Source organism: Amycolatopsis pittospori, from assembly GCF_013870525.1.
Classification (GTDB): domain Bacteria; phylum Actinomycetota; class Actinomycetes; order Mycobacteriales; family Pseudonocardiaceae; genus Amycolatopsis; species Amycolatopsis pittospori.
This window is the reverse complement of record NZ_JACBXD010000044.1, coordinates 12,966-32,787: the sequence shown is the minus strand read 5'-3', so window position 1 is coordinate 32,787 and position 19,822 is coordinate 12,966. Positions and strand designations below refer to the sequence as shown.

Sequence of the window (19,822 nt, the reverse complement as noted above, 5' to 3'; positions counted from 1 at the left end):
CGGATTTGTCTCGAAAATTGATCGGATCAGTCTTGCGAAACCTGGGTGGCAAGACTCACAGCGGGAATAGTTACCTACTCTAAGCAAGTTGTTCCTCGCGGAACCATGACTGGGGAAGGAACGAGCATGACCATCGCGCCCGAGCGAGTGGAAGAACCCGTCGCGCGACCGATCACCACCGGACGCGCCCGCTTCGTCCTGATCCTCGGCGGCCTGTCCGCCTTCGGGCCCCTGTCCATCGACATGTACCTGCCCGCGCTGCCGCAGATGGCCGGCGAACTCCGCGCCGCGGACGCGACCGTCCAGCTGACGCTGAGCGCGTTCATCATCGGGCTCGCGCTCGGGCAGCTGATCCTCGGACCGCTGTCCGACGCGATCGGCCGCCGCAAGCCGCTCGTCGCCGGTCTCGCGCTCTACATGGTCGGCTCGGTGCTGTGCGCCATCGCCCCGAGCGCCGACCTGCTCATCGCCGCCCGAGGCGTTCAGGCCTTCGGCGCCGCCGCCGGGATCGTGATCGCCAGGGCGACCGTGCGCGACCTCTACTCCGGTACCGCGATGACGAAGTTCTTCTCGCTGCTCATGCTGGTCAACGGGCTCGCCCCGATCCTGGCGCCGATCATCGGCGGCCAGATCCTGAACTGGACGTCGTGGCGCGGGGTGTTCGTCTGCCTGACCGTGTTCGGCGCGATCCTGCTCGCCGTCGTCTTCTTCCTGCTGCCGGAGCCCCTGCCCGAGGAACGCCGCACGCCGGCGCGCTTCGGTTCGGTGATGCGGACCTACGCGAGCCTGCTCCGCGACCGGAGCTTCCTCGGCTACGCGCTGGCCTCCGGTCTGATGTTCGGCAGCCTGTTCGCCTACATCTCCGGCTCGTCCTTCGCGCTGCAGGGCGTCTACGGCCTGAGCCCCCAGGCGTACAGCCTGGTGTTCGGCCTCAACGGCATCGGCATCGTGCTCGTCGGCCAGCTGAACGGCCGCATCGTCGGTCGCTTCCCGGAGCGGAAGCTGCTGACCATCGGCCTGATCGTCGCGGCCGTCGCCGGATTCGGCGTACTGACCGCGGTCGCGATGGACCTCAGCCTGGTCGGACTGCTGATCCCGTTGTTCATCCTGGTGTCGAGCATCGGCATGGTGGCGCCGAACGCGAGCTCGCTGGCGCTGGCCGAACAGGCGCGCTCCGCCGGTTCGGCGTCGGCGCTGCTGGGCGTGCTGCAGTTCGTCGTCGGCGGGCTGGCGACGCCGCTGGTCGGACTCGGCGGCGCGGGCACCGCGATCCCGATGGGGATCACGATGGCGGGCTTCGGCGTTCTGGCCCTGCTGGCCTTCGCGACCATGACGAGGCCTTCGCGGCTCTTGGTCGCTCAGGAGGTTTAAGCCCTCGCGCGCTGCTATGAACGGCCCGTTACTTGCAAATTTTGCCAGTAACGGGCCGTTCATAGCACCGGGGAGAGTCACCCCAAAGTCTTGAGCTCGGCCGTCCTCAGCTGATCCGCGGTCACCGTGGCCCGTCCGTCGACGAGCGCCTTCAACGCGTCGCCGTCATCCCACTGGTTGACGTTCATGGCGGCGGTGACCTGGCCGTCGCGTAACCAGAAAGCAGTGAAGTCCCGCGCCGCGAGATCCCCTCGGACGACGAGTTCGTCGGTTTCGGGGTCGGCGAGTCCGCGGTATTCGCAACCCAGGTCGTACTGATCCGAGAAGAAATACGGGCTCTTCAGGTACGGCTCGTTCTCCCCGAGCAGGTTCCCGGCGACGTGCAGGCCCTGCCACTTCGCGTTCGACCAGTGCTCGACGCGGACGCGTTTTCCGTAGCGGGGATGGAAATGCGCGGCGATGTCGCCGATCGCGTAGACGTCGGGCGCGGCGGTCCGCAGTCCGGCGTCGGCGCAGACACCGCCGTCGTCGGACAGTTCCAGACCGGCGGCGTGCGCGAGATCGACCCGCGGCGCGGCGCCGACGGCCACCAGGACGACGTCCGCCGGAAGTTCGTCACCACTCTTCAGGCGTACACCGGTCACGCCGTCGAGTCCTCCGGTGAACTCCGCGACGCCGTCACCCAATCTCCAATTCACGCCGTGCTCGGCGTGGAGGTCCTTGAACACCGCGGACACCTGCTCGCCCAGCACCGCGAGCAGCGGTGAGCCGACCTGGTCGACCACGGTCACCTCGGCGCCGTGTTCCCTCGCCGCCGCGGCGGCCTCGGTCCCGATCCAGCCCGCGCCGACGATCACCACCCGTTCGGCGTCCTTGAACGCCGAACGCAGCGCGAGCGCGTCATCGAGGGTGCGGAGGGTCCGCAGTCCGGGCAGGTCGCCGCCGGTCACCGGGAGCGGGCGCGGCTGCGAGCCGGTGGCCAGTACGAGCCTGTCGAACCGGTACTCACCGCCCACGTCGTCGAGAACGAGCCGGGAGCCCAGTTCGATCCTGGTCGCCGTCGCCCCGGGCTTGTGCTGGATTTCCTTCTCTTCGTAGAACCCCGCTTCGTGCACCCAATCGGGCTCATCGGTATTGCCCAGCAGAAGTCCTTTGGACAAGGGCGGTAATTCGTACGGGCGATGCCGATCGCTGCCGAGCAACAGGATTTCCCCTGTGTAGCCACGCTCTCGCAGCGCCCCGGCGGCCGTCGCTCCCGCGAGACCGGCGCCGACGATGACGATCTTCCTGGGTTCGGACATCAAGACCTCCCAAGCAGGCTCTCTCGCGGACGCTACTCCCGATCGGGGTGCCTCGCCCAGCTACGGAAGCCCGTCCGGACTAGCGCGAGCGGAAGTTGATCACGATCAGCAGGCACGGTTAACCCATCAGTAGGAATGTCGGGTAACCCGCGTCACGGCCCCGAAAGGTCCCCGTCCCAGCCACGGACGAGAAAGGGAGATCATGAGCACTGGAAGGATGAGGACCTTGGCACCCCGGGACGAATGGTCGGTCGGCTGCCGGGACCTGGCAGGCAGGCGCAGGGACGTGACGGTATTCGTGAGCAGCGACAAGATCGTGCTCGTGGCGCCGCCCGGAGAGGCCGCCGTACTCGGGCCGCTGGACGTGGGGCGATTGCGCGCCGCACTCCGCGACGCCGTGGTCGCGGTGGCACAACATCCGGACCACAGTGAATGACAACTACCGTTCCTACTTCTGAGTAGGTTACAGTCGGCTCACTACGGAAGGAGCCGGCCATGACCACCTACTTCGTGACGGGCGCGACGGGTTTTCTGGGAAAACGCCTGGTCGCGCGCCTACTACGGCGTCCGGAGACCGTAGCCGTCCAGGTACTCGTGAGGGAGACCTCACGCGGGAAGCTCCCGAGCCACGAGAAGCTCGTTCCCGTCACCGGCGATTTGACCGAACCCACGCTGGGCGTCGACCCGGCCAAAGTGGGACCCCTCGACCACGTCGTGCACCTCGGCGCGATCTACGACCTGACCGCGGACGAAGCGGCCAACCGCGCGGCCAACGTCGACGGCACCCGCAACGTCCTGGAGTTCGCCGCCGCGGCGAACGCCGGGATCCTGCACCACGTCTCCTCCATCGCGGTGGCCGGGCAGTACGCCGGCCGTTTCACCGAAGCCGATTTCGACCTCGGCCAAGGCTTCGCGTCGCCGTACCACGCGACGAAGTTCGAGGCCGAGAAGCTCGTGCGCCGTCACGGGAAGACGCCGTACCGGGTGTACCGGCCGTCCGCCGTCGCCGGTGATTCGCGCACCGGCGAGATGGACAAGATCGACGGCCCGTACTACTTCCTCCCCGCGATCTCGCGGCTCGCCGCGCTGCCCCGCCGTCTCCCGCTGGCCGCGCCGGATCTCGGCGCGACGAACCTCGTCCCGGTCGATTACGTCGTCGAAGCGATCGAGCACCTGATGCACGCCGAGGCGCCGAGCGGCAGCACCTATCACCTCGCGTCGCCGCGCCCCCAGCCGCTGCACGAGGTCTACAACGCCTTCGCGCGCGTCGCGGGCGCGCCGAAGATCTCCGCCGTCCTTCCCTCGCGGCCGTCCGGAGCGCTGAAGCGCGCCGGAACCCGCCTGGCGAGGTCCGCCGCGGCAGGGTTCGACCGCGTCCCGGGCGGACGTTCGGCCCGCGCGGCGGTACTGAAGGAACTGGGCATCCCGCTCGAAGTCCTGCCGCATCTGAGCATGGAGGTCGACTTCGACACCAGCGCGACCACGGCGGCCCTCGAAGGCAGCGGGATCTCCCTGCCCCCGTTGAAGGAGTACGCCGGTCCGCTGTACCGGTACTGGCTAGAACACCTGGACCCCGATCGCGGCCGCCGTCGTCCGGGGCCGGAACCGTTGAGCGGCCGCAAGGTGCTGATCACCGGCGCCTCCTCGGGCATCGGGCGCGCGTCAGCGCTGGCCGTCGCCGCGAAGGGCGGCGAGGTGATCCTCGTGGCCAGGCGGGCCGACGAACTCGAAGAGGTCCGTGAACAGATCGCCGCGGCGGGCGGGAAGGCGTCCGCGTACCCGTGCGACCTCACCGACGGTGGCGCCGTCGACGCGCTGGTCAAGGACGTCCTCGCCGCGCACGACGCCGTCGACATGCTGGTCAACAACGCGGGCCGCTCGATCCGCCGCTCGCTTTCGCTGTCCACCGAACGGTTCCACGACTTCGAACGCACCATGGCGATCAACTACTTCGGACCGGTGCGGCTCATCCTCGGCCTGCTGCCGTCGATGACCGAACGCGGCTTCGGCCACGTCGTCAACGTGACCACGCAAGGACTGCAGACCGACACACCGCGGTTTTCCGCTTACCTGGCTTCGAAGGCCGCGCTGGAGGAGTTCGGGCTGACCGCCGGAAGGGAAACGCTTTCCGACGGGATCACCTTCACCTCGGTGCGGATGCCCCTGGTGCGCACCGACATGATCGCGGCGACGAACTCCTATCGCGGCATGCCGGCGAGTTCGCCCGAGCGCGCCGCCGGACTCGTCGTCAAGGCACTCGAAGAGCGACCGGAGATCCTGAACCTGCCCGAAGGCAAGGCCGCCGAATTGGTGACGCTCGTCGCACCCAAGACGACGCGGTTCGTCGCGCACCTCGTCTACCGGGTGATGCCGGAGTCCGCGCCGGAATCCCGTGGCCTGCCACGGAAGGCTCCGCTCGCCTCGGTGGCGGGCGCGGTCACCAGGCTGGTCTGGCGCCGCCGTCCCTGACGTCCCCGCGGCCGGGCTCGATCGGGGGACGCCCCCGGCCGCTACCATCGGTTTCCGATACGCCGGGGTCGGCGGGCACGGGCCGAGGTAGGGACGAGCGGGAAGGGGCAGTGTGGACGTCGCCAGTCCCCCGCTGTCGACCGGACCGGACACCGCAGTGGTACGTCCGTCCAGGACAGTGCTGCGGCTTTCCCTGCACGCGGCCTGGGTGCTCGCGCTCGCCGTCGTCACCGAACTCCGGGTGGGGCGCTTCGGTTTCCACCCCTCGGACCAGGGATTCATCCTCGCCCAGGCGTGGCGGGTGCTGCACGGCGAAGTCCCGCACTCCGACATCATCTCCGCACGGCCGCTGGGTTCGGCGTACCTGCACATGGTCGACTTCGTCGTGCCCGGACCGCTGTTCTTCGTCTCCAGCGTGCTCAGCATGCTGGAGATCATCCTGGCGACCATCGCGTTCACGGTGCTGGTCACGCGGCGTCGCGTCCGTGACTGGGGACCGGGTCTCACCGGGCTGACGGCGGCCGCGTCGCTGCTGAACCTCAACGCGTTCCCGCTGATGGCGTGGCATACCGTCGACGGGATCTTCCTGACCGCGTGCGGCGCCTGGGCGCTGGATTCCGGGCTACGCGGTGGCAAGGCGTGGCCTCGGCGGCTCGGCCTCGTACTGCTGGGCACGGCGGTGTTCGTGAAGCAGAGTTTCGCGCCGGTTCCGGTGATCGCGCTGGTTTGGCTGCTGCTGCACCCTTCGATGCGGGAAGGCGCGTTCCGCACGCGCCGCTGGTGGGGGCGGCTGGCCTGGGATCTGGTCGCGCTCGGCGCCTTTCTCGTGCTCTACATCGGAATCGTCACGATCGACGGCGGTCTCGGCGCGATGGCCGAGCAGCTCACCGGCGGCCTGCCCGCGTACGGCGAACGACTTCTCGGGCTGTGGCTGGAGAATCCCGAAACCCTCACACGGCCACCGGTGCGCGGACTGACCTTCTTCGCGATCGCCGGCGTACTCCTTGCCCTGGTAGGGATCTTCCGCGAACGGGTGGGGTCCGCCGGCGCGATCTTCGCGCGGTTGCTGCTCCTGGCCGGGGTGGGAGTGGTGGTCGGCACCGTCGTCGACGGGCATTTCACCGGCGCGTCGCGCTGGGCCGACGTCCTCTGGTGGATCCTCGGTGTCGCGCTGCTGGTGAACTGGGCGTCGACGCGGCGGTTCCCGCGGATGGGCGCGCTGGTCTTCGCGACCGGGTTCATGACCAGCCTGTCCTGGGGGAACGACACCCCGACACTGTTCACCGGGACGCTGGCGCTGACCGCGATCCTGCTGCTGGCGGAGGCGCTGCCCCCGATACCCGAGCCGCCCCGATGGGCCGCTCTGACCGCCGCGACGGCGACGGGACTGGTCGCGGTGCTGGCCTCCGGCTGGGCCGTCGTCGCGCATCACGACGAAGCCGCGTACCTCGACATGGCGCACGAGAAACTGACCGGGGACCTCGGCACGGTGACGCCGTCGATGCGCGGGATCCGGACGAACCCGGGCACCTTCGCCTACGTCTCCCAGATCCGTGACTGCGTCACGCGATTCCCCGCCGGACGCACGGCGGTCCTGCCCGACAACCCGTTCGCCTACCCCGCCTTCGGCCTGCGCAACCCGTTCCCGCTGGAATGGCCGCTACCGCTGGAGATCGTCGCCGACGCGCCGCAACGGATGCTCGCGACCGCGGACGACCTCAACCGCGACGGCGACTACCTCGTGCTGTTCCAGACCGTGGACATGCCGACGTTGACCCGCGGCGGTCCCGTCCCCGCCGAGGTCCGGCCGGACACGCCGATCTTCGACTACCTGGGGATGGAGAAGGCGCTGCAGTCGCGCCTCACCGGGCAGACCGTCACCTGTGGAAGCTTCATCGGGAAGTGGGCGCCCCGCCCCTGACGCGTTCAGTCCTCGGTCAGGTATGGGGTCGTGAGTGATAAAGAGGGTTAGAACGACACTTGCCACTCACGACCCCCTCGACCCTTGCGGTCCGTCGGGAACCAGGTGTTGCGAAAGCCACTTTCGCAACCTTCAACGTTGCGAAAGTGGCTTTCGCAACACCTCCGCGAGACAGCCCTGACGCGTTTAGTCCTCTGAATGCGGTAGTTGCACGCGCAAGTACCGCATTCAGAGGACGAAACGCGGGGGGTCAGTCGACGCCGGCGTCTTCGGGGCGGCCGGCGGCGAGTCCGGCGAGGACGTCCAAAGCGGCCGAAAGCGTCTCCAGCGGCGGCGAGGACACCGCGAGCCGGACCGCGTTCGGGGCGTGCCCCGGGACGACGGCGAACGCGGCGGCGGGGGTCACCGCGATCCCCCGGCGCGCGGCAGCGGCGACGAAGGTTTCCGCGCGCCAATGTTCCGGGAGTTCCCACCAGCAGTGGTACGCCTGGGGATCCGCGCGCAGTGTGAACCCGGCCAGTCGCGCCGCCGTCACCCGCTGGCGTTCCGCGGCGTCGAGGCGCTTCGCCCGTTCGACGGTTTCCAGTGTGCCGCCGGTGATCCACCGGGTGGCGGCTTCGAGGGCGAACCTCGGCGCGACCCAGCCACCCGAGCGCACCGACGCCGCCAGTCGCTCCGTCCATTCCGCCGGAACGGCAAGGAATCCGGTGGTCAGGCCGGGGGCGAGTCGTTTGGACATACTGTCGGTGAACACCGTGCGTTCCGGCGCGAACGTCGCGAACGGATGGATCTCGGGCCGCAGGAAGGTGTAGATGCCGTCCTCGATCACCGGGATGTCCATGCGCCGCACGGTTTCCGCCAGTTCGGCCCGCCGCCCATCGTCCATTGTGGACCCCAGCGGGTTGTGCAGCGTCGGCTGGACGTACAGCGCGCGCACGGGTGCGGCGGCGTGCGCGGCTTCGAGCGCTTCGGGCACGAGGCCCTGGTCGTCGGTCTCGATGGGCGCCAACTGGACGCCGAGCCGCCCCGCGAGCGCCTTGACCACGGGGTAGGTGATGGCCTCGACGGCGAGTCGTTCCCCCATCGGCACGAAAGCGGCGATGGCGGCCGCGATGGCCTCGCGCCCGCTACCGGCGAAGAGGACTTCAGGCGTCCAACCGTCCTTCGCGAACAGTCCGCCGACGGCTTCCCTGGCCTGCTTCGAGCCGGTGACGCTCCCTGGCCGCAGTGCCGCTGTCAGGACGTCGTCGCGCAGGAGTGGTTCCAGTGCCTTGCCGACGAGCGCGGATTGCTCCGGGAGGACGGCGAAGTTGAGTTCGAGGTCGATCGTCGCACCGCCCGGCTCGGCGAGCGCGGTCTCCAGTGGCGGCCTCGCGGCGCGGACATACGTGCCACGGCCGACCTCGCCGACCACGACACCCCGGCGCACGAGTTCGCCGTAGACCCTGGCGGCGGTCGAGTTGGCGATCCCGCGTTCGCGGGCGAACCGCCGCTGCGGCGGCAGCCGGTCGCCCGGACGGAGCCTGCCGGCCTCGACGTCGGCGGCGATCTCGTCCGCGACTATCCGGTAGTCCTCCATACATCACCCTCGATCGCACCGAGACCGCTCGGAACATTGCACTCGGATGATGTCATTGCGACCCACGGGACACCACAACGGCGGGTCGCTAGGTTAGCCTAACCTGTGTGGAGACCGTGGAAACCCTCACCGAGCAGAGCACGACGTCCCGCCTGCACGCGGACGCGCTGACGCTCGCCTACGACGGCCGGACGGTGGCCGAAAATCTCGGCGTGGTCATCCCCGACCGGTCGTTCACCGTCATCGTCGGCCCGAACGCCTGCGGGAAGACGACCCTGCTGCGCGCGCTCGCGCGCATGCTCAAGCCCCGCACGGGTTCGGTGTTCCTCGACGGTCAGGTGATCACCTCCTTCCCCGCCAAAGAGGTCGCGCGCCGGCTCGGCCTGCTGCCGCAGAGTTCGATCGCGCCCGACGGCATCACCGTCGCCGACCTGGTCGCCCGCGGCCGGTACCCGCACCAGCGCCTGCTGCGCCAGTGGTCCCGTGAGGACGCCACCGTGGTCTCGGAATCCCTGCGCGCCACCGGGGTCGACGACCTCGCCGAGCGGCTGGTCGACGAACTGTCCGGCGGACAGCGGCAGCGCGTGTGGATGGCGATGGCGCTCGCGCAGGAGACCGATCTCCTGCTGCTCGACGAGCCGACGACCTATCTGGACATCGCCCACCAGATGGACATCCTCGATCTGTGCGCGCAGTTGCACCAGGAGCAGGGCCGGACGCTGGTCGCGGTGCTGCACGACCTCAACCACGCGGCGCGCTACGCGACCCACATGATCGCGATGCGCGACGGTGAGGTCCTCGCGACAGGCACGCCAGAAGAGGTCGTGACCGCCGACAACGTCGAGAAGATCTTCGAGCTGCCGTGCCGGGTCATGCCCTGCCCGGAGACCGGGACCCCGCTGGTCATCCCGAAAGCGGGCCGCCGCGCCGCCTGAGTCCGAGTAGGTTGGCGGCGGAGGTGCCATGTCACAGCAACTGTGGTCCGAAGTGGACGACTACCTCACCGGGGTCCTCGTCCCGTCCGATCCCGCCCTCGAAGCCGCGCTCCTCGCCTCTCAGGAGGCCGGGCTGCCGTCGATCGCCGTCGCGCCGAACCAGGGAAAACTGCTCAACCTGCTCGCCAGGATGATCGGTGCCCGCTCCATCCTGGAGATCGGCACACTCGGCGGCTACAGCACGATCTGGCTCGCGCGCGCCCTGCCGCCGCAGGGCAGGCTCGTCACCCTCGAATACGACCCGAAGCACGCCTCCGTCGCCCGCGGCAACATCGACGCGGCCGGGCTCGGCGGCCTGGTCGACGTCCGCGTCGGCGAGGCGCTGGACCTCCTGCCCGGCGTCGAGGGCCCGATCGACCTGGCGTTCATCGACGCCGACAAGGTCAACAACCCCGCCTACTTCGAGGCGTCGCTGAAGCTCGTCCGGCCCGGCGGCGTGATCGTGGTCGACAACGTCGTCCGCGGTGGCGCGGTGGCGAACGCCGCCAGCGAGGATCCGAACGTCCAAGGGATCCGGCGGCTGCACGAGATGATCGCCGCCGAGCCACGTGTCGACGCGACGGCGTTCCAGACCGTCGGCGCGAAGGGCTACGACGGGCTGACCATCGCCTTGGTCAAGTCCTGATGAGCCGATTCGACCCGGCCGGACTCGAGCGGGGGCGGCGCGTCCTTTCCGGCTACGTCGAACGCGGCGAGGTTCCAGGACTGGTGTCCCTGGTGGCCGCGGGCGACGAAGTCCACGTGAATGCCTTGGGAGACAAGGCGATCGGCGGGACTCCGATGGAACGCGACAGTCTCTTCCGGATCAGCTCGATGACCAAACCGCTCACCGCGGTCGCGGCGATGATGCTCGTCGAGGAGTGCGGCCTCCGGCTCGACGAGCCCGTCGACGACCTGCTGCCCGAACTCGCCGGCCGCCGGGTGCTGCGCCGGATCGACGGCCCGCTGGACGACACCGTCCCGGCCGCGCGCCCGATCACCCTGCGGGATCTGCTGACCTTCCGGCTGGGCTTCGGCATCGTCCTCGCGCCACCGGGTTCGACGCCGATCCAGCGCGCGATCGACGACCTCGAACTGGTCATCGGCCCGCCGAAGCCGACGACGCCGCATCATCCGGACGAGTGGCTGCGCCGCTTCGGCACGCTGCCGCTGCTCCACCAGCCCGGTGAGCGGTGGATGTATCAGGTCGGCTCGGAGGTACTGGCGATCCTGATCGCCCGGGCCGCGGAGATGCCCTTCGAACGCTTTCTGGCCGAACGGATCTTCGAACCGCTCGGGATGGTCGACACCGGTTTCGTCGTCGCGGCCGATCGGCTGCACCGGTTCACGACGTCGTATCAAGCCGACGAGGCCACCGGCGAACTACACGTCTACGACGCTCCCGACGGCCAGTGGAACGCGCCGGTGCCGTTCCCCTCGGGCGGCGCCGGGCTCGTGTCCACCGCCGACGACTACCTCGCGTTCAGCCGGATGCTGTTGTCGGGCGGCGTCCACGACGGCGAGCGGCTGCTGTCCCCGAGGTCGGTCGCGCTGCTCACGGCCGACCACCTCACCGCGGAACAGGCCGCGAGCGGCGCGCCGCTCCTGTCCCCGGGGCTCGGCTGGGGATTCGGGCTCGCCGTGGTCAGTCGGGACGACGGGCTCGCGGCCCGCGGCCGTTACGGCTGGGACGGCGGGCTCGGCACGTCGTGGGCGGCGGCTCCGGCCACGGGACTGACCGGGATCCTCCTCACGCAACGCGCCGACTGGCCGGCCCCCTGGCATGCGCGCGAGGACTTCTGGACGACCGCGCAGACCGCGCTGCGCTGAATCACCGGGTGCATCACCGGGGCGGTGCCTGAGCCGGCCGCGGGTCGGCGGGCTCGGGCCACCGCACCGGCAGCCCTTGGTGATAGCCGCTCATGAAGCGCTGCCACATCTCGGACGGGATCGTCTTGCCCGTCAGCTTCTCCCCGGCGGCGTCCCGCATCCGGCGTGGTTCGTCCGGTCCGACCCAGACCGCCGTCGAAAGCTGTGGCGTGTACCCGACGGCCCAGGCACCGGCGTTGTCCCCGGTTTCCTGGAAGCGGAAGTCACCGGTCTTCAACGCCGCCGGACGGTCCTTCAGTCCGGTGATCAGCACACGGCCGATCGTGCCGGCGATCCGGCGGCTCAGCTCCTCGTCGCCGTCGAACGCGGGCGCCCTGTCCGAAGGCCACTCCCAGACGACCTCGCCGTGCTCGTCGCGGATCTTCGACACCAGGTGCGGGGTGGCGCGCATACCCTCGGCGGCGAAGGTCGCGTAGGCGCCCGCCATGTCTCTGACGCGCAAGGGATAGCGGCCGACCGCGATCCCGGGGCCGATCAGGAAACCGTCCTTCTCGCGCAAGGTCACCTCGCCGTCCACGGTCTCCGGGATGCCCGCCGCCCGGGCCCCGTTCCGGACCTCTTCCGCGCCGAGTTTCTTCGCCAGCTCGACGAACGGCCCCTGCGCGTCGCGCCCGAACGCCTCGCGAAGCGTGCACTTCCCGGCATCGCCGCACTGGTCGTCGAATTTGAAGGTCTCGCCGAGGAAGTCGACCTCCTTCGGCAGCTTCACCGGCTCGTCCACGCTGACGCCCTGCCGCAGACCGGCCGCGAGCGTGAACGGATGGAAGGCCGACCCGGTGCCGTACGGGGTGCCCGCGTAGTCGTGCACGCTCCAGCCTCCGCCGTTGTAAGCGCGGATCGCGCCGGTGCCGGGTTCGACCGCGACCAGAGAGGCCCGGAAATGCTCGGGCTGGCCCTGCAGCCGCTCCTTGACCGTCTTCTCGGCCTCGGCCTGCGCACGCGGATCGATCGTCGTCTCGACCTTCATCGCGCCGCCGCGGAGCCGGTCCAGCGGGAAGCCGGCCTGCTCAAGCTCGGCGAGAACCTGCTGCTTGAGGTGGTACTTCTCGTAGGTGACGCGGCCCGCCCGGGTCTCCGACGGTGCCTGGATCGCGTCCTCCGGATAGGTCATCGTGACCGCCTCGGCCTGGCTGACGTAACCGCGGGCGACCAGCTTGTTCATCACGTACGACCAGCGCTTCATCGCGTGCTCGTGGGTGGAGGCGTACGGGTCGTGCACCGACGGCGACTGGATCATCCCGGCGAGGAAGGCCGCCTCGCTCCAGCTCATCGAGTCGTCGAGTTTGCGGCCGAAGTAGGCGTTCATCGCCGACGCCGGGCCGTAGGTGCCGCGGCCGAAGGAGATGATGTTGATGTAGCTCTCGAAGATCTCCTTCTTGGTCTGCTGCTGGGTGATCTTCGTGGCGAGCACCAGTTCGGAGAATTTGCGGACGAGGGTGGCGTCCTCGTTGCCGGTGGACTTCTTGATGTACTGCTGGGTGATCCCGGATCCGCCGCCGACGCCGGTCACCAGCGCCCGGCCGAGTCCGGTGAGGTCGAAGCCCTCGTTGTCCCAGAACGTCGGGTCTTCGGTCGCGACGATCGCGTCGCGCAGCTTCGCGGGGACGGCGTCGTAAGGCACGAACAGCCGGTCGCCGCCCGGCGGGACCACCTTGAGCAGTTCGGAGCCGTCCGCGTTCTGGAGGACGACGGTCTTGTCGAGGTCGGCCAGTACCTCCTGCGGGCTGCGGACGTCGAGCAGGACGTACGCGATCCCGAACGCGACCACCGGGATGCCGATCAGGAGGCCGAGCGACCAGGCGCCGATCCGGCGTACCCGCCGCCACCTGCGTTTCTTCCTCTCCGGCTCCGGGGTGGCCGTGGTTTCCGACTCGGGTGCGGTTTCGTCATCCGGGTTTTCCACGACACTAGAGACGCCCGGACGGGTGAAAAGGTTGTGGGAAAATCACCGAATCGTGTCATCGCCCTGCCCACCCGTCGCGTTTAGTCCTCTGGATGCGGTAGTTGGCGATGCGAACTACCGCATTCAGAGGACTAAACGCGGGAGTGGGTGGGGTCAGGCGAGGAAGGCGCGAAGTAGCGAAGCGGTGCCTTCGACGTGCTCCGTCATCGCCCGCCGGGCGGCCTCGGAGTCGCCGGCGAGGATCGCGTCGACGATGGCCTCGTGCTGCGCGTTGGAGTGCTCCAGGTTCGGTTCCAGCAGCGGGATCATGTCGAGCAGCTGGTTGACCCGCATCCGCGCGTCGGCCATCGCCGTGGTCAGCGAGCCGGACGCGGTGACCTCGGCGATCGCCAGGTGCAGCCGGGAATCCTTGCGCCGGTAGTCGCCGACGTCGGCCGCCGCGGCCTCGGCGAGCGTGCTGGTCAGGTGCTGCCGGTCGGCCGGGGTGAGCGAACGGGAAGCCGCCATCTCGGCGGCGCCGGTCTCCAGGACGTGCCGCAGCCCGAGCGCGTCCTCCAGGGTGGCGTTGTCGACCTTCCGGCCGTCGGCGGCGGGTGGATCGGGCAGGACGTCGTTGACGAACGTGCCGCCGTAGCGGCCGCGCCTCGACTCGACGTACCCGGCGTCCGCCAGCGCGCGGATCGCCTCGCGCAACGTCACCCGGCTGACGCCGAGCCGCTCCGAGAGTTCCCGCTCCGAAGGCAGCCGCTCCCCCGCGCCCACCACGCCGAGCCGGATCGCCTGAAGCAGCCTTTCGACGGTCTCCTCGAAGGCGTTGCCCGCGCGCACCGGGCGGAACAGCGCGTCACCCGCGTTCGCGACCGTGCTCGACTCCACGGTGCGAGTTTAAGGCTTTCACGGTGACGCGCCGTTCCCGCCGCTCAGATCCGGAAAGCGTGCGAGCTCGCCTGGTTGTCGTACGCCATCTGGTCCTGCACATCGCCGGGACCGACCCTGGTGAGCAGCCTGCCGCTCTGGTTGGCGTGCTCGAAGAGGTAGACCGGGATCCAGTTCGCCTTGTTGATCAGCGACGACGCGTTGTCGTTCAGCGACACCCAAGGGACGCCGACGAAGCTGAAGGAGCGGTAGTCGTTGACGTCTCCGTCGAAGTCGGCCATACCTCCCTGGAAACCGCGATTCTCGTAGACGCAGACCTCCCCGCTGTCACAGCGTCCGTCATAGGTGGCGGCTTGAGCGGGAGCCACCGTGACCACCGTGGACACGCCCGCCGCGAGCACTGCCGCGGCGATGATGCTCTTTCGCATGTTCATCCTCACTTCGTGTCGGTGATCCGGGCGGCGTTGCCGAGCATGGTCTGGACGGCACCCTTCACGTTCTTCAACGCTTCGGCGTTCTCAGCGATCTTTCGTTCCTGGTACGCGGCCTCCACGGACGCCCAGACGCCGACGAGGTCCACCTCGCGTTTGCACCGCACGTCGGCCGTGGCCGTGGCGATCTCCCGCTGGCCGGCATCCTGCCCCTGGAACTCGGGGTTGTCGTTCGGCTTCCACGGATCGGCGTAGTCGAACCCGGCCCGCGTCATGCACGCGCTCCAAGCCTGGAAAGCCGCCTTCACCCGGCTGTCGGCTTCGGCTTGCTTCCCCGCCTCGTCGCCGAGGCGCAGCACGAGCCTCTCGTCGTGAGCGGCCCCCTCCGCGACCTTGCGCCCGGCCTCGCCCTGGCAGCCTCCTTCGGGCACGGGCTTGCCCTTGTAGGTGCGCTCACCCTTTCCGGAGGCGATCGGACGTGCTTCCGGGGGAATGTCGGGCTGCGGCGGCTTGGGTTGCGGGGCGGCCGTGTACCCGGTTGCCCGCGCCTTGACCTCGTCGGTGAGGCCGTAGCGGAATTCGTTCACCCCAGCGGTTTCAGGCGGACTTTCCGGTAGCGCGCCGATGTCGAAACCGAATCCGAGCAGGCATTCCTTGAACGCGGCGAACCGGGCTTTTCCGATGGCGGCGTTCTCCGCGCGGCTCGGCGTGTAGGTGTCCAACGGCAACGCGAACCGTTTGAGATCGGTGGTGTCCACCCGCGCCGGTGCGGGCTCGGCGGGAGGCGGCGCGCTTTGCGCGGTCGCCGCGCATCCCGCCACCACCAGCACCACACCGGCACAGAGGGACAACCGGACGAGAGACCTCATCCGGTGATGAACTGGTGGGAGCTGGCCGTGTTGTCGTAACCGGGCAGGGTGTCCTTCACCGTGTTCCGCCCGATGAGGTCGAGCAGCCTGCCGGTGTAGTTGGCGTGTTCCCAGATCCGGACCCGGAGGATGTTGCCCTCGTTGTGAATCGAGGACACGTTGTCGTTCAGCGTCGTCGAAGAGCCGTAGAAGGTCCACTGCGAGTAGTCGGGGGCGCTCCACTCGAAGTCCGCGATACCTCCGGAACGATAGGCGTCCCGGTAGACGCAGACCTCGCTGTCCTCGCAGACGCCGTTCAATTGGCCGGCCTGCGCGGGTGCGGAGGCCAGGACCGTGCCCCCGGCCGCGATCAGTGCGGCCAGAATCCCGATGACAATTCTTCGCATTTTCACCCCAGATCAGTGCGAATGTATCCAGGGTTTTCTAGCGGCCTCCGCTGTCTGATCGCTGTCTGCCGGTGCCGTTCGGTGCGTCCGGCGGCGCCACGGGGCGTTGCGAAAGCCACTTTCGCAACGTTGAAGGTTGCGAAAGTGGCTTTCGCAACACCCCCGCAGGACGCGACCGCCCTGCGGGGCTCCCGCTCAGCACTCGATGACGTTGACGGCGAGGCCGCCGCGCGCGGTCTCCTTGTACTTGACGCTCATGTCGGCGCCGGTCTCGCGCATGGTCTTGATCGCCTTGTCCAGCGTCACGACGTGCGAGCCGTCGCCGCGCATCGCCATCCGCGCGGCGTGGATCGCCTTCGACGCGCCGACGGCGTTGCGCTCGATGCACGGGATCTGCACCAGCCCGCCGACCGGGTCGCAGGTCAGGCCCAGGTGGTGCTCGACGCCGATCTCGGCGGCGTTCTCCACCTGCGCCGGCGAGCCGCCGAGGACCTCGGTGAGCCCGGCGGCGGCCATCGCGCTGGCCGAGCCGACCTCGCCCTGGCAGCCGACCTCGGCACCCGAGATCGAGCCGGTCTGCTTGAGGATCGAGCCGATCGCGCCCGCGGTGAGCATGAACGTCACGATGCCGTCGTCCGAAGACCCGCGGATGAACCGCTGGTAGTAGTGCAGGACCGCCGGGATGATCCCGGCGGCGCCATTGGTCGGCGCGGTGACGACGCGCCCGCCCGCGGCGTTCTCCTCGTTGACCGCCAGCGCGTACAGGCTCACCCAGTCCATGGCGTACAGCGGATCGCCGACGCCGTCTTCGGCGAGCAGCTTCTCGTGCAACGCCTTGGCCCGGCGCGGCACCTTCAGCCCACCTGGCAGCACTCCCTCGTGCTCGCAGCCGTTGTGCACGCACTCGACCATGACCTGCCAGATCTCCAGGAGGCCCTCACGGACCTCCTCGCGCGTGCGCCACGAGAGTTCGTTGCGCAGCATGATCTCGCTGATCGGCAGCCCGGTGTCCTCGCAGTGTTTCAGCAGGTCCGCGCCGGTGCGGAAGGGGAACTCCAGCCGAGTCGAGTCCTCGACGACGACGGTGTCGGTCTCGTAGGACTCGTCGCGAACGAACCCTCCGCCGACGGAGTAGTAGGTCCGCTCGCGCAGCACCTTCCCGTCGGCGTCGAAGGCGCGGAAGATCATCCCGTTCGGATGCGCCGGCAACGACTTCCGCCGGTGCATGGTCAGGTCGGTGTCCTCGGTGAACACGATCTCGTGCTCACCGCGCACCTTCAGCAGACACGACTCCCGGATCTCGGCGATCTTGCCGGGCACCGTGTCGGTGTCGATCTCCTCCGGACGCTCCCCGGACAGCCCCAGCAGCACGGCCTTGTCACTGCCGTGCCCGAACCCGGTCGCGCCCAGCGAACCGAACAGTTCCGATTGGACACGCGTGGTGGCGGCAAGTTCACCGTCGTCGGCGAGACCGTCCACAAAGGTCAGTGCGGCGCGCATCGGGCCCACCGTATGGGAGCTGGAGGGGCCGATGCCGATCGAAAACAGGTCGAAGACGCTGATCGCCATTGATCTGCCCTCCTTCCTATCTGGCCAGCAGTGAGCTGGCTTCTTGGGCCGCGGGCCCTTCGGCGGCGAGATGGGCCAAGTTCTCCGACAGCGCTTCGCCGCGGTGGGCCTTCGTCTGTGCGAACAGACGACCGGCCCGATACGACGAGCGCACGAGCGGTCCCGCCATCACACCGGCGAAACCCATCGCCTCGGCGGCGTTGGAGTGCTCGACGAACTCCTCCGGCTTGACCCAGCGGTCCACCGGATGATGCCTCGGCGACGGCCGCAGGTACTGCGTGATCGTCAGGATCTCGCAGCCCGCGTCGACCAGGTCCTTCATCGCCGGAGCCACCTCCTCCGGCGTCTCGCCCATTCCGAGGATCAGGTTCGACTTCGTCACCAGACCCGCCTCACGAGCCCGCGTGATCACTTCGAGCGAACGCGCGTACCGGAAACCGGGCCGGATCCGCTTGAAGATCCGCGGCACCGTCTCGACGTTGTGCGCGAGCACCTCCGGCCGCGAACCGAACACCTCGGCCAGCTGGTCGGGATCCGCGTTGAAGTCCGGGATCAGCAACTCGACACCGGTACCCGGGTTCAACGCGTGGATCTGCCGCACGGTCTCCGCGTACAACCACGCGCCGCCGTCCTCCAGATCGTCGCGCGCCACACCGGTCACCGTCGAGTAGCGCAGACCCATCGCCTGCACCGACTCCGCCACCTTGCGCGGCTCGGTCGTGTCCAGCGCCGCCGGCTTGCCCGTGTCGATCTGGCAGAAGTCACACCGCCGCGTGCACTGATCGCCACCGATCAGGAACGTCGCCTCACGGTCTTCCCAGCATTCGTAGATGTTGGGACAACCGGCCTCCTCACACACGGTGTGGAGGCCTTCACGCTTGACCAGGCCCTTGAGCTCAGTGAACTCCGGGCCCATCCGCGCGCGGGTCTTGATCCACGGCGGCTTCTTTTCGATCGGGGTCTGCGCGTTGCGGACTTCGAGCCGGAGAAGTTTGCGCCCCTCGGGGAGCGCGCTCATCGGTTGAGGTCCGCGTACAGCGGGTGCTTCTTCGCCAGCAGTTCGACGCGGGCGGACAGCGACTGGCGCAGGGCCTCGTCGAAGTCCGGGCGCAGCGCCTCGGCGATGACGTCGGCGACCTCGGCGAAGTCTTCGGCGCCGAACCCGCGGGTGGCCAGCGCCGGGGTGCCGATCCGCAGGCCCGACGTGATCATCGGCGGCCGCGGGTCGAACGGGACGGCGTTGCGGTTGACCGTGATGCCGACCGAGTGCAGCCGGTCCTCGGCCTGCTGACCGTCCAAAGTGGAGTTGACCAGATCGACGAGCACCAGGTGCACGTCGGTGCCGCCGGTCAGCACCCGGACGCCCGCTTCGGCGCAGTCCGTGCGCGAAAGGCGGTCGGCCAGGATCTTCGCGCCTTCGAGGACACGCTGCTGACGCTCGCGGAACTCCTCGCTCGCGGCGACCTTCAGCGCGACGGCCTTGGCGGCGATGACGTGCTCCAGCGGACCGCCCTGCTGACCGGGGAACACCGCCGAGTTGATCTTCTTGGCGAGTTCCTGGCGGCACAGGATGATGCCGCCGCGCGGGCCGCCGAGGGTCTTGTGCGTGGTCGTGGTGACGATGTCCGCGTAGGGCACCGGGCTCGGGTGCAGCCCGGCGGCGACGAGACCGGCGAAGTGCGCCATGTCGACCATGACCTTCGCGCCGACCTCGTCGGCGATACGGCGGAACTCGGCGAAGTCGAGCTGACGCGGGTACGCCGACCAGCCGGCGATGATCAGCTTCGGCTTGTGCTCCTTGGCGAGGCGCTCGATCTCCTCGACGTCGACGATCCCGGTCTCCTTGTCGACGTGGTACGCGACGACGTTGTAGAGCTTGCCGGAGAAGTTGATCTTCATCCCGTGGGTCAGGTGACCGCCGTGGGCGAGGTCGAGACCGAGGATGGTGTCGCCGGGGTTGAGCACGGCGACCATGGCGGCGGCGTTGGCCTGCGCGCCCGAATGCGGCTGGACGTTGGCGTGCTCGGCGCCGAACAGGGCCTTCGCGCGGTCGATCGCCAGCTGCTCGATGACGTCGACGTGCTCGCAACCGCCGTAGTAGCGGCGGCCGGGGTACCCCTCGGCGTACTTGTTGGTCAGCACGGAACCCTGCGCTTCGAGCACGCCCACCGGGGCGAAGTTCTCCGACGCGATCATTTCCAGGGTCGACTGCTGACGGTCGAGCTCGGCGGCGACGGCCGCGGCGACCTCGGGGTCCACTTCGGACAGGCTTGCGTTGAACAT

The 19,822-nt window shown here is 68.9% G+C and carries 17 protein-coding genes; 7 read left to right on the top strand and 10 right to left on the bottom strand.

The annotated features are described in order from the left end of the window. Window positions 1-126: 126 nt before the first annotated feature. The gene (locus H5J31_RS23670; RefSeq protein ID WP_181774830.1) at window positions 127-1,371 is read left to right on the top strand and encodes a Bcr/CflA family multidrug efflux MFS transporter; all 1,245 of its coding nucleotides are present in this window, start codon (window positions 127-129) and stop codon (window positions 1,369-1,371) included. 77 nt (window positions 1,372-1,448) lie between these two features. On the opposite strand, the gene H5J31_RS23665 is transcribed toward H5J31_RS23670, so the two are convergent. Further along, window positions 1,449-2,672: an NAD(P)/FAD-dependent oxidoreductase gene (locus H5J31_RS23665; protein WP_181774829.1), complete on the bottom strand. Its 1,224-nt coding sequence runs from the start codon at window positions 2,670-2,672 to the stop codon at window positions 1,449-1,451. A gap of 202 nt (window positions 2,673-2,874) precedes the next feature. Between H5J31_RS23665 and H5J31_RS23660 the strand changes: the two genes are divergently transcribed. The 3 genes from H5J31_RS23660 (at window position 2,875) to H5J31_RS23650 (ending at window position 7,062) form a co-directional block, all read left to right on the top strand. Continuing rightward, on the top strand, window positions 2,875-3,108 hold the full coding sequence (locus tag H5J31_RS23660) for a hypothetical protein (protein WP_181774828.1): 234 nt from the start codon (window positions 2,875-2,877) through the stop codon (window positions 3,106-3,108). A 59-nt stretch (window positions 3,109-3,167) separates the two neighbouring features. After that, the gene (locus tag H5J31_RS23655; RefSeq protein WP_181774827.1) at window positions 3,168-5,141 is read left to right on the top strand and encodes an SDR family oxidoreductase; all 1,974 of its coding nucleotides are present in this window, start codon (window positions 3,168-3,170) and stop codon (window positions 5,139-5,141) included. Window positions 5,142-5,253: 112 nt separating this feature from the next. After that, window positions 5,254-7,062: a hypothetical protein gene (locus H5J31_RS23650; protein WP_181774826.1), complete on the top strand. Its 1,809-nt coding sequence runs from the start codon at window positions 5,254-5,256 to the stop codon at window positions 7,060-7,062. 250 nt (window positions 7,063-7,312) lie between these two features. Here H5J31_RS23650 and H5J31_RS23645 read toward each other — a convergent pair whose 3' ends face one another. After that, on the bottom strand, window positions 7,313-8,641 hold the full coding sequence (locus tag H5J31_RS23645) for an aminotransferase-like domain-containing protein (protein WP_181774825.1): 1,329 nt from the start codon (window positions 8,639-8,641) through the stop codon (window positions 7,313-7,315). Between the two features lie 107 nt (window positions 8,642-8,748). Here H5J31_RS23645 and H5J31_RS23640 point away from each other — a divergent pair, with 107 nt between their 5' ends. Genes H5J31_RS23640 through H5J31_RS23630 form a run of 3 tightly spaced genes read left to right on the top strand, consistent with a single transcriptional unit; the run spans window position 8,749 to window position 11,445 of the window. Beyond that, window positions 8,749-9,576 carry an ABC transporter ATP-binding protein gene (locus H5J31_RS23640; RefSeq protein ID WP_181774824.1) on the top strand — a complete coding sequence of 276 codons (828 nt, stop codon included), beginning with the start codon at window positions 8,749-8,751 and terminating at the stop codon, window positions 9,574-9,576. Between the two features lie 28 nt (window positions 9,577-9,604). Beyond that, the gene (locus tag H5J31_RS23635; RefSeq protein ID WP_181774823.1) at window positions 9,605-10,261 is read left to right on the top strand and encodes an O-methyltransferase; all 657 of its coding nucleotides are present in this window, start codon (window positions 9,605-9,607) and stop codon (window positions 10,259-10,261) included. Continuing rightward, a complete protein-coding gene (locus tag H5J31_RS23630) occupies window positions 10,261-11,445 on the top strand; it encodes a serine hydrolase domain-containing protein (RefSeq protein WP_181774822.1) in 1,185 nt (394 codons plus the stop codon). The genes H5J31_RS23635 and H5J31_RS23630 overlap by 1 nt, the downstream gene beginning before the upstream one ends. A gap of 13 nt (window positions 11,446-11,458) precedes the next feature. On the opposite strand, the gene H5J31_RS23625 is transcribed toward H5J31_RS23630, so the two are convergent. From H5J31_RS23625 to glyA, 8 genes are all read right to left on the bottom strand, one after another. After that, the gene (locus H5J31_RS23625) at window positions 11,459-13,408 is read right to left on the bottom strand and encodes a transglycosylase domain-containing protein (protein ID WP_181774821.1); all 1,950 of its coding nucleotides are present in this window, start codon (window positions 13,406-13,408) and stop codon (window positions 11,459-11,461) included. 153 nt (window positions 13,409-13,561) lie between these two features. Beyond that, window positions 13,562-14,284 carry a FadR/GntR family transcriptional regulator gene (locus H5J31_RS23620; protein WP_181774820.1) on the bottom strand — a complete coding sequence of 241 codons (723 nt, stop codon included), beginning with the start codon at window positions 14,282-14,284 and terminating at the stop codon, window positions 13,562-13,564. Window positions 14,285-14,328: 44 nt separating this feature from the next. After that, complete coding sequence (locus H5J31_RS23615; RefSeq protein ID WP_181774819.1) at window positions 14,329-14,712, bottom strand: peptidase inhibitor family I36 protein; 384 nt, start codon at window positions 14,710-14,712, stop codon at window positions 14,329-14,331. Window positions 14,713-14,720: 8 nt separating this feature from the next. Next, on the bottom strand, window positions 14,721-15,584 hold the full coding sequence (locus tag H5J31_RS23610; protein ID WP_181774818.1) for a hypothetical protein: 864 nt from the start codon (window positions 15,582-15,584) through the stop codon (window positions 14,721-14,723). Next, complete coding sequence (locus tag H5J31_RS23605; RefSeq protein ID WP_181774817.1) at window positions 15,581-15,970, bottom strand: peptidase inhibitor family I36 protein; 390 nt, start codon at window positions 15,968-15,970, stop codon at window positions 15,581-15,583. The genes H5J31_RS23610 and H5J31_RS23605 overlap by 4 nt, the downstream gene beginning before the upstream one ends. Before the next feature lie 195 nt (window positions 15,971-16,165). Further along, a complete protein-coding gene (locus tag H5J31_RS23600; protein WP_181774816.1) occupies window positions 16,166-17,539 on the bottom strand; it encodes an L-serine ammonia-lyase in 1,374 nt (457 codons plus the stop codon). Window positions 17,540-17,555: 16 nt separating this feature from the next. Then, entirely contained in the window at window positions 17,556-18,557 is a 1,002-nt protein-coding gene (lipA, locus tag H5J31_RS23595; RefSeq protein ID WP_181774815.1) for a lipoyl synthase, read from the bottom strand. Next, a complete protein-coding gene (gene glyA / locus H5J31_RS23590) occupies window positions 18,554-19,822 on the bottom strand; it encodes a serine hydroxymethyltransferase (protein ID WP_181774814.1) in 1,269 nt (422 codons plus the stop codon). The genes lipA and glyA overlap by 4 nt, the downstream gene beginning before the upstream one ends.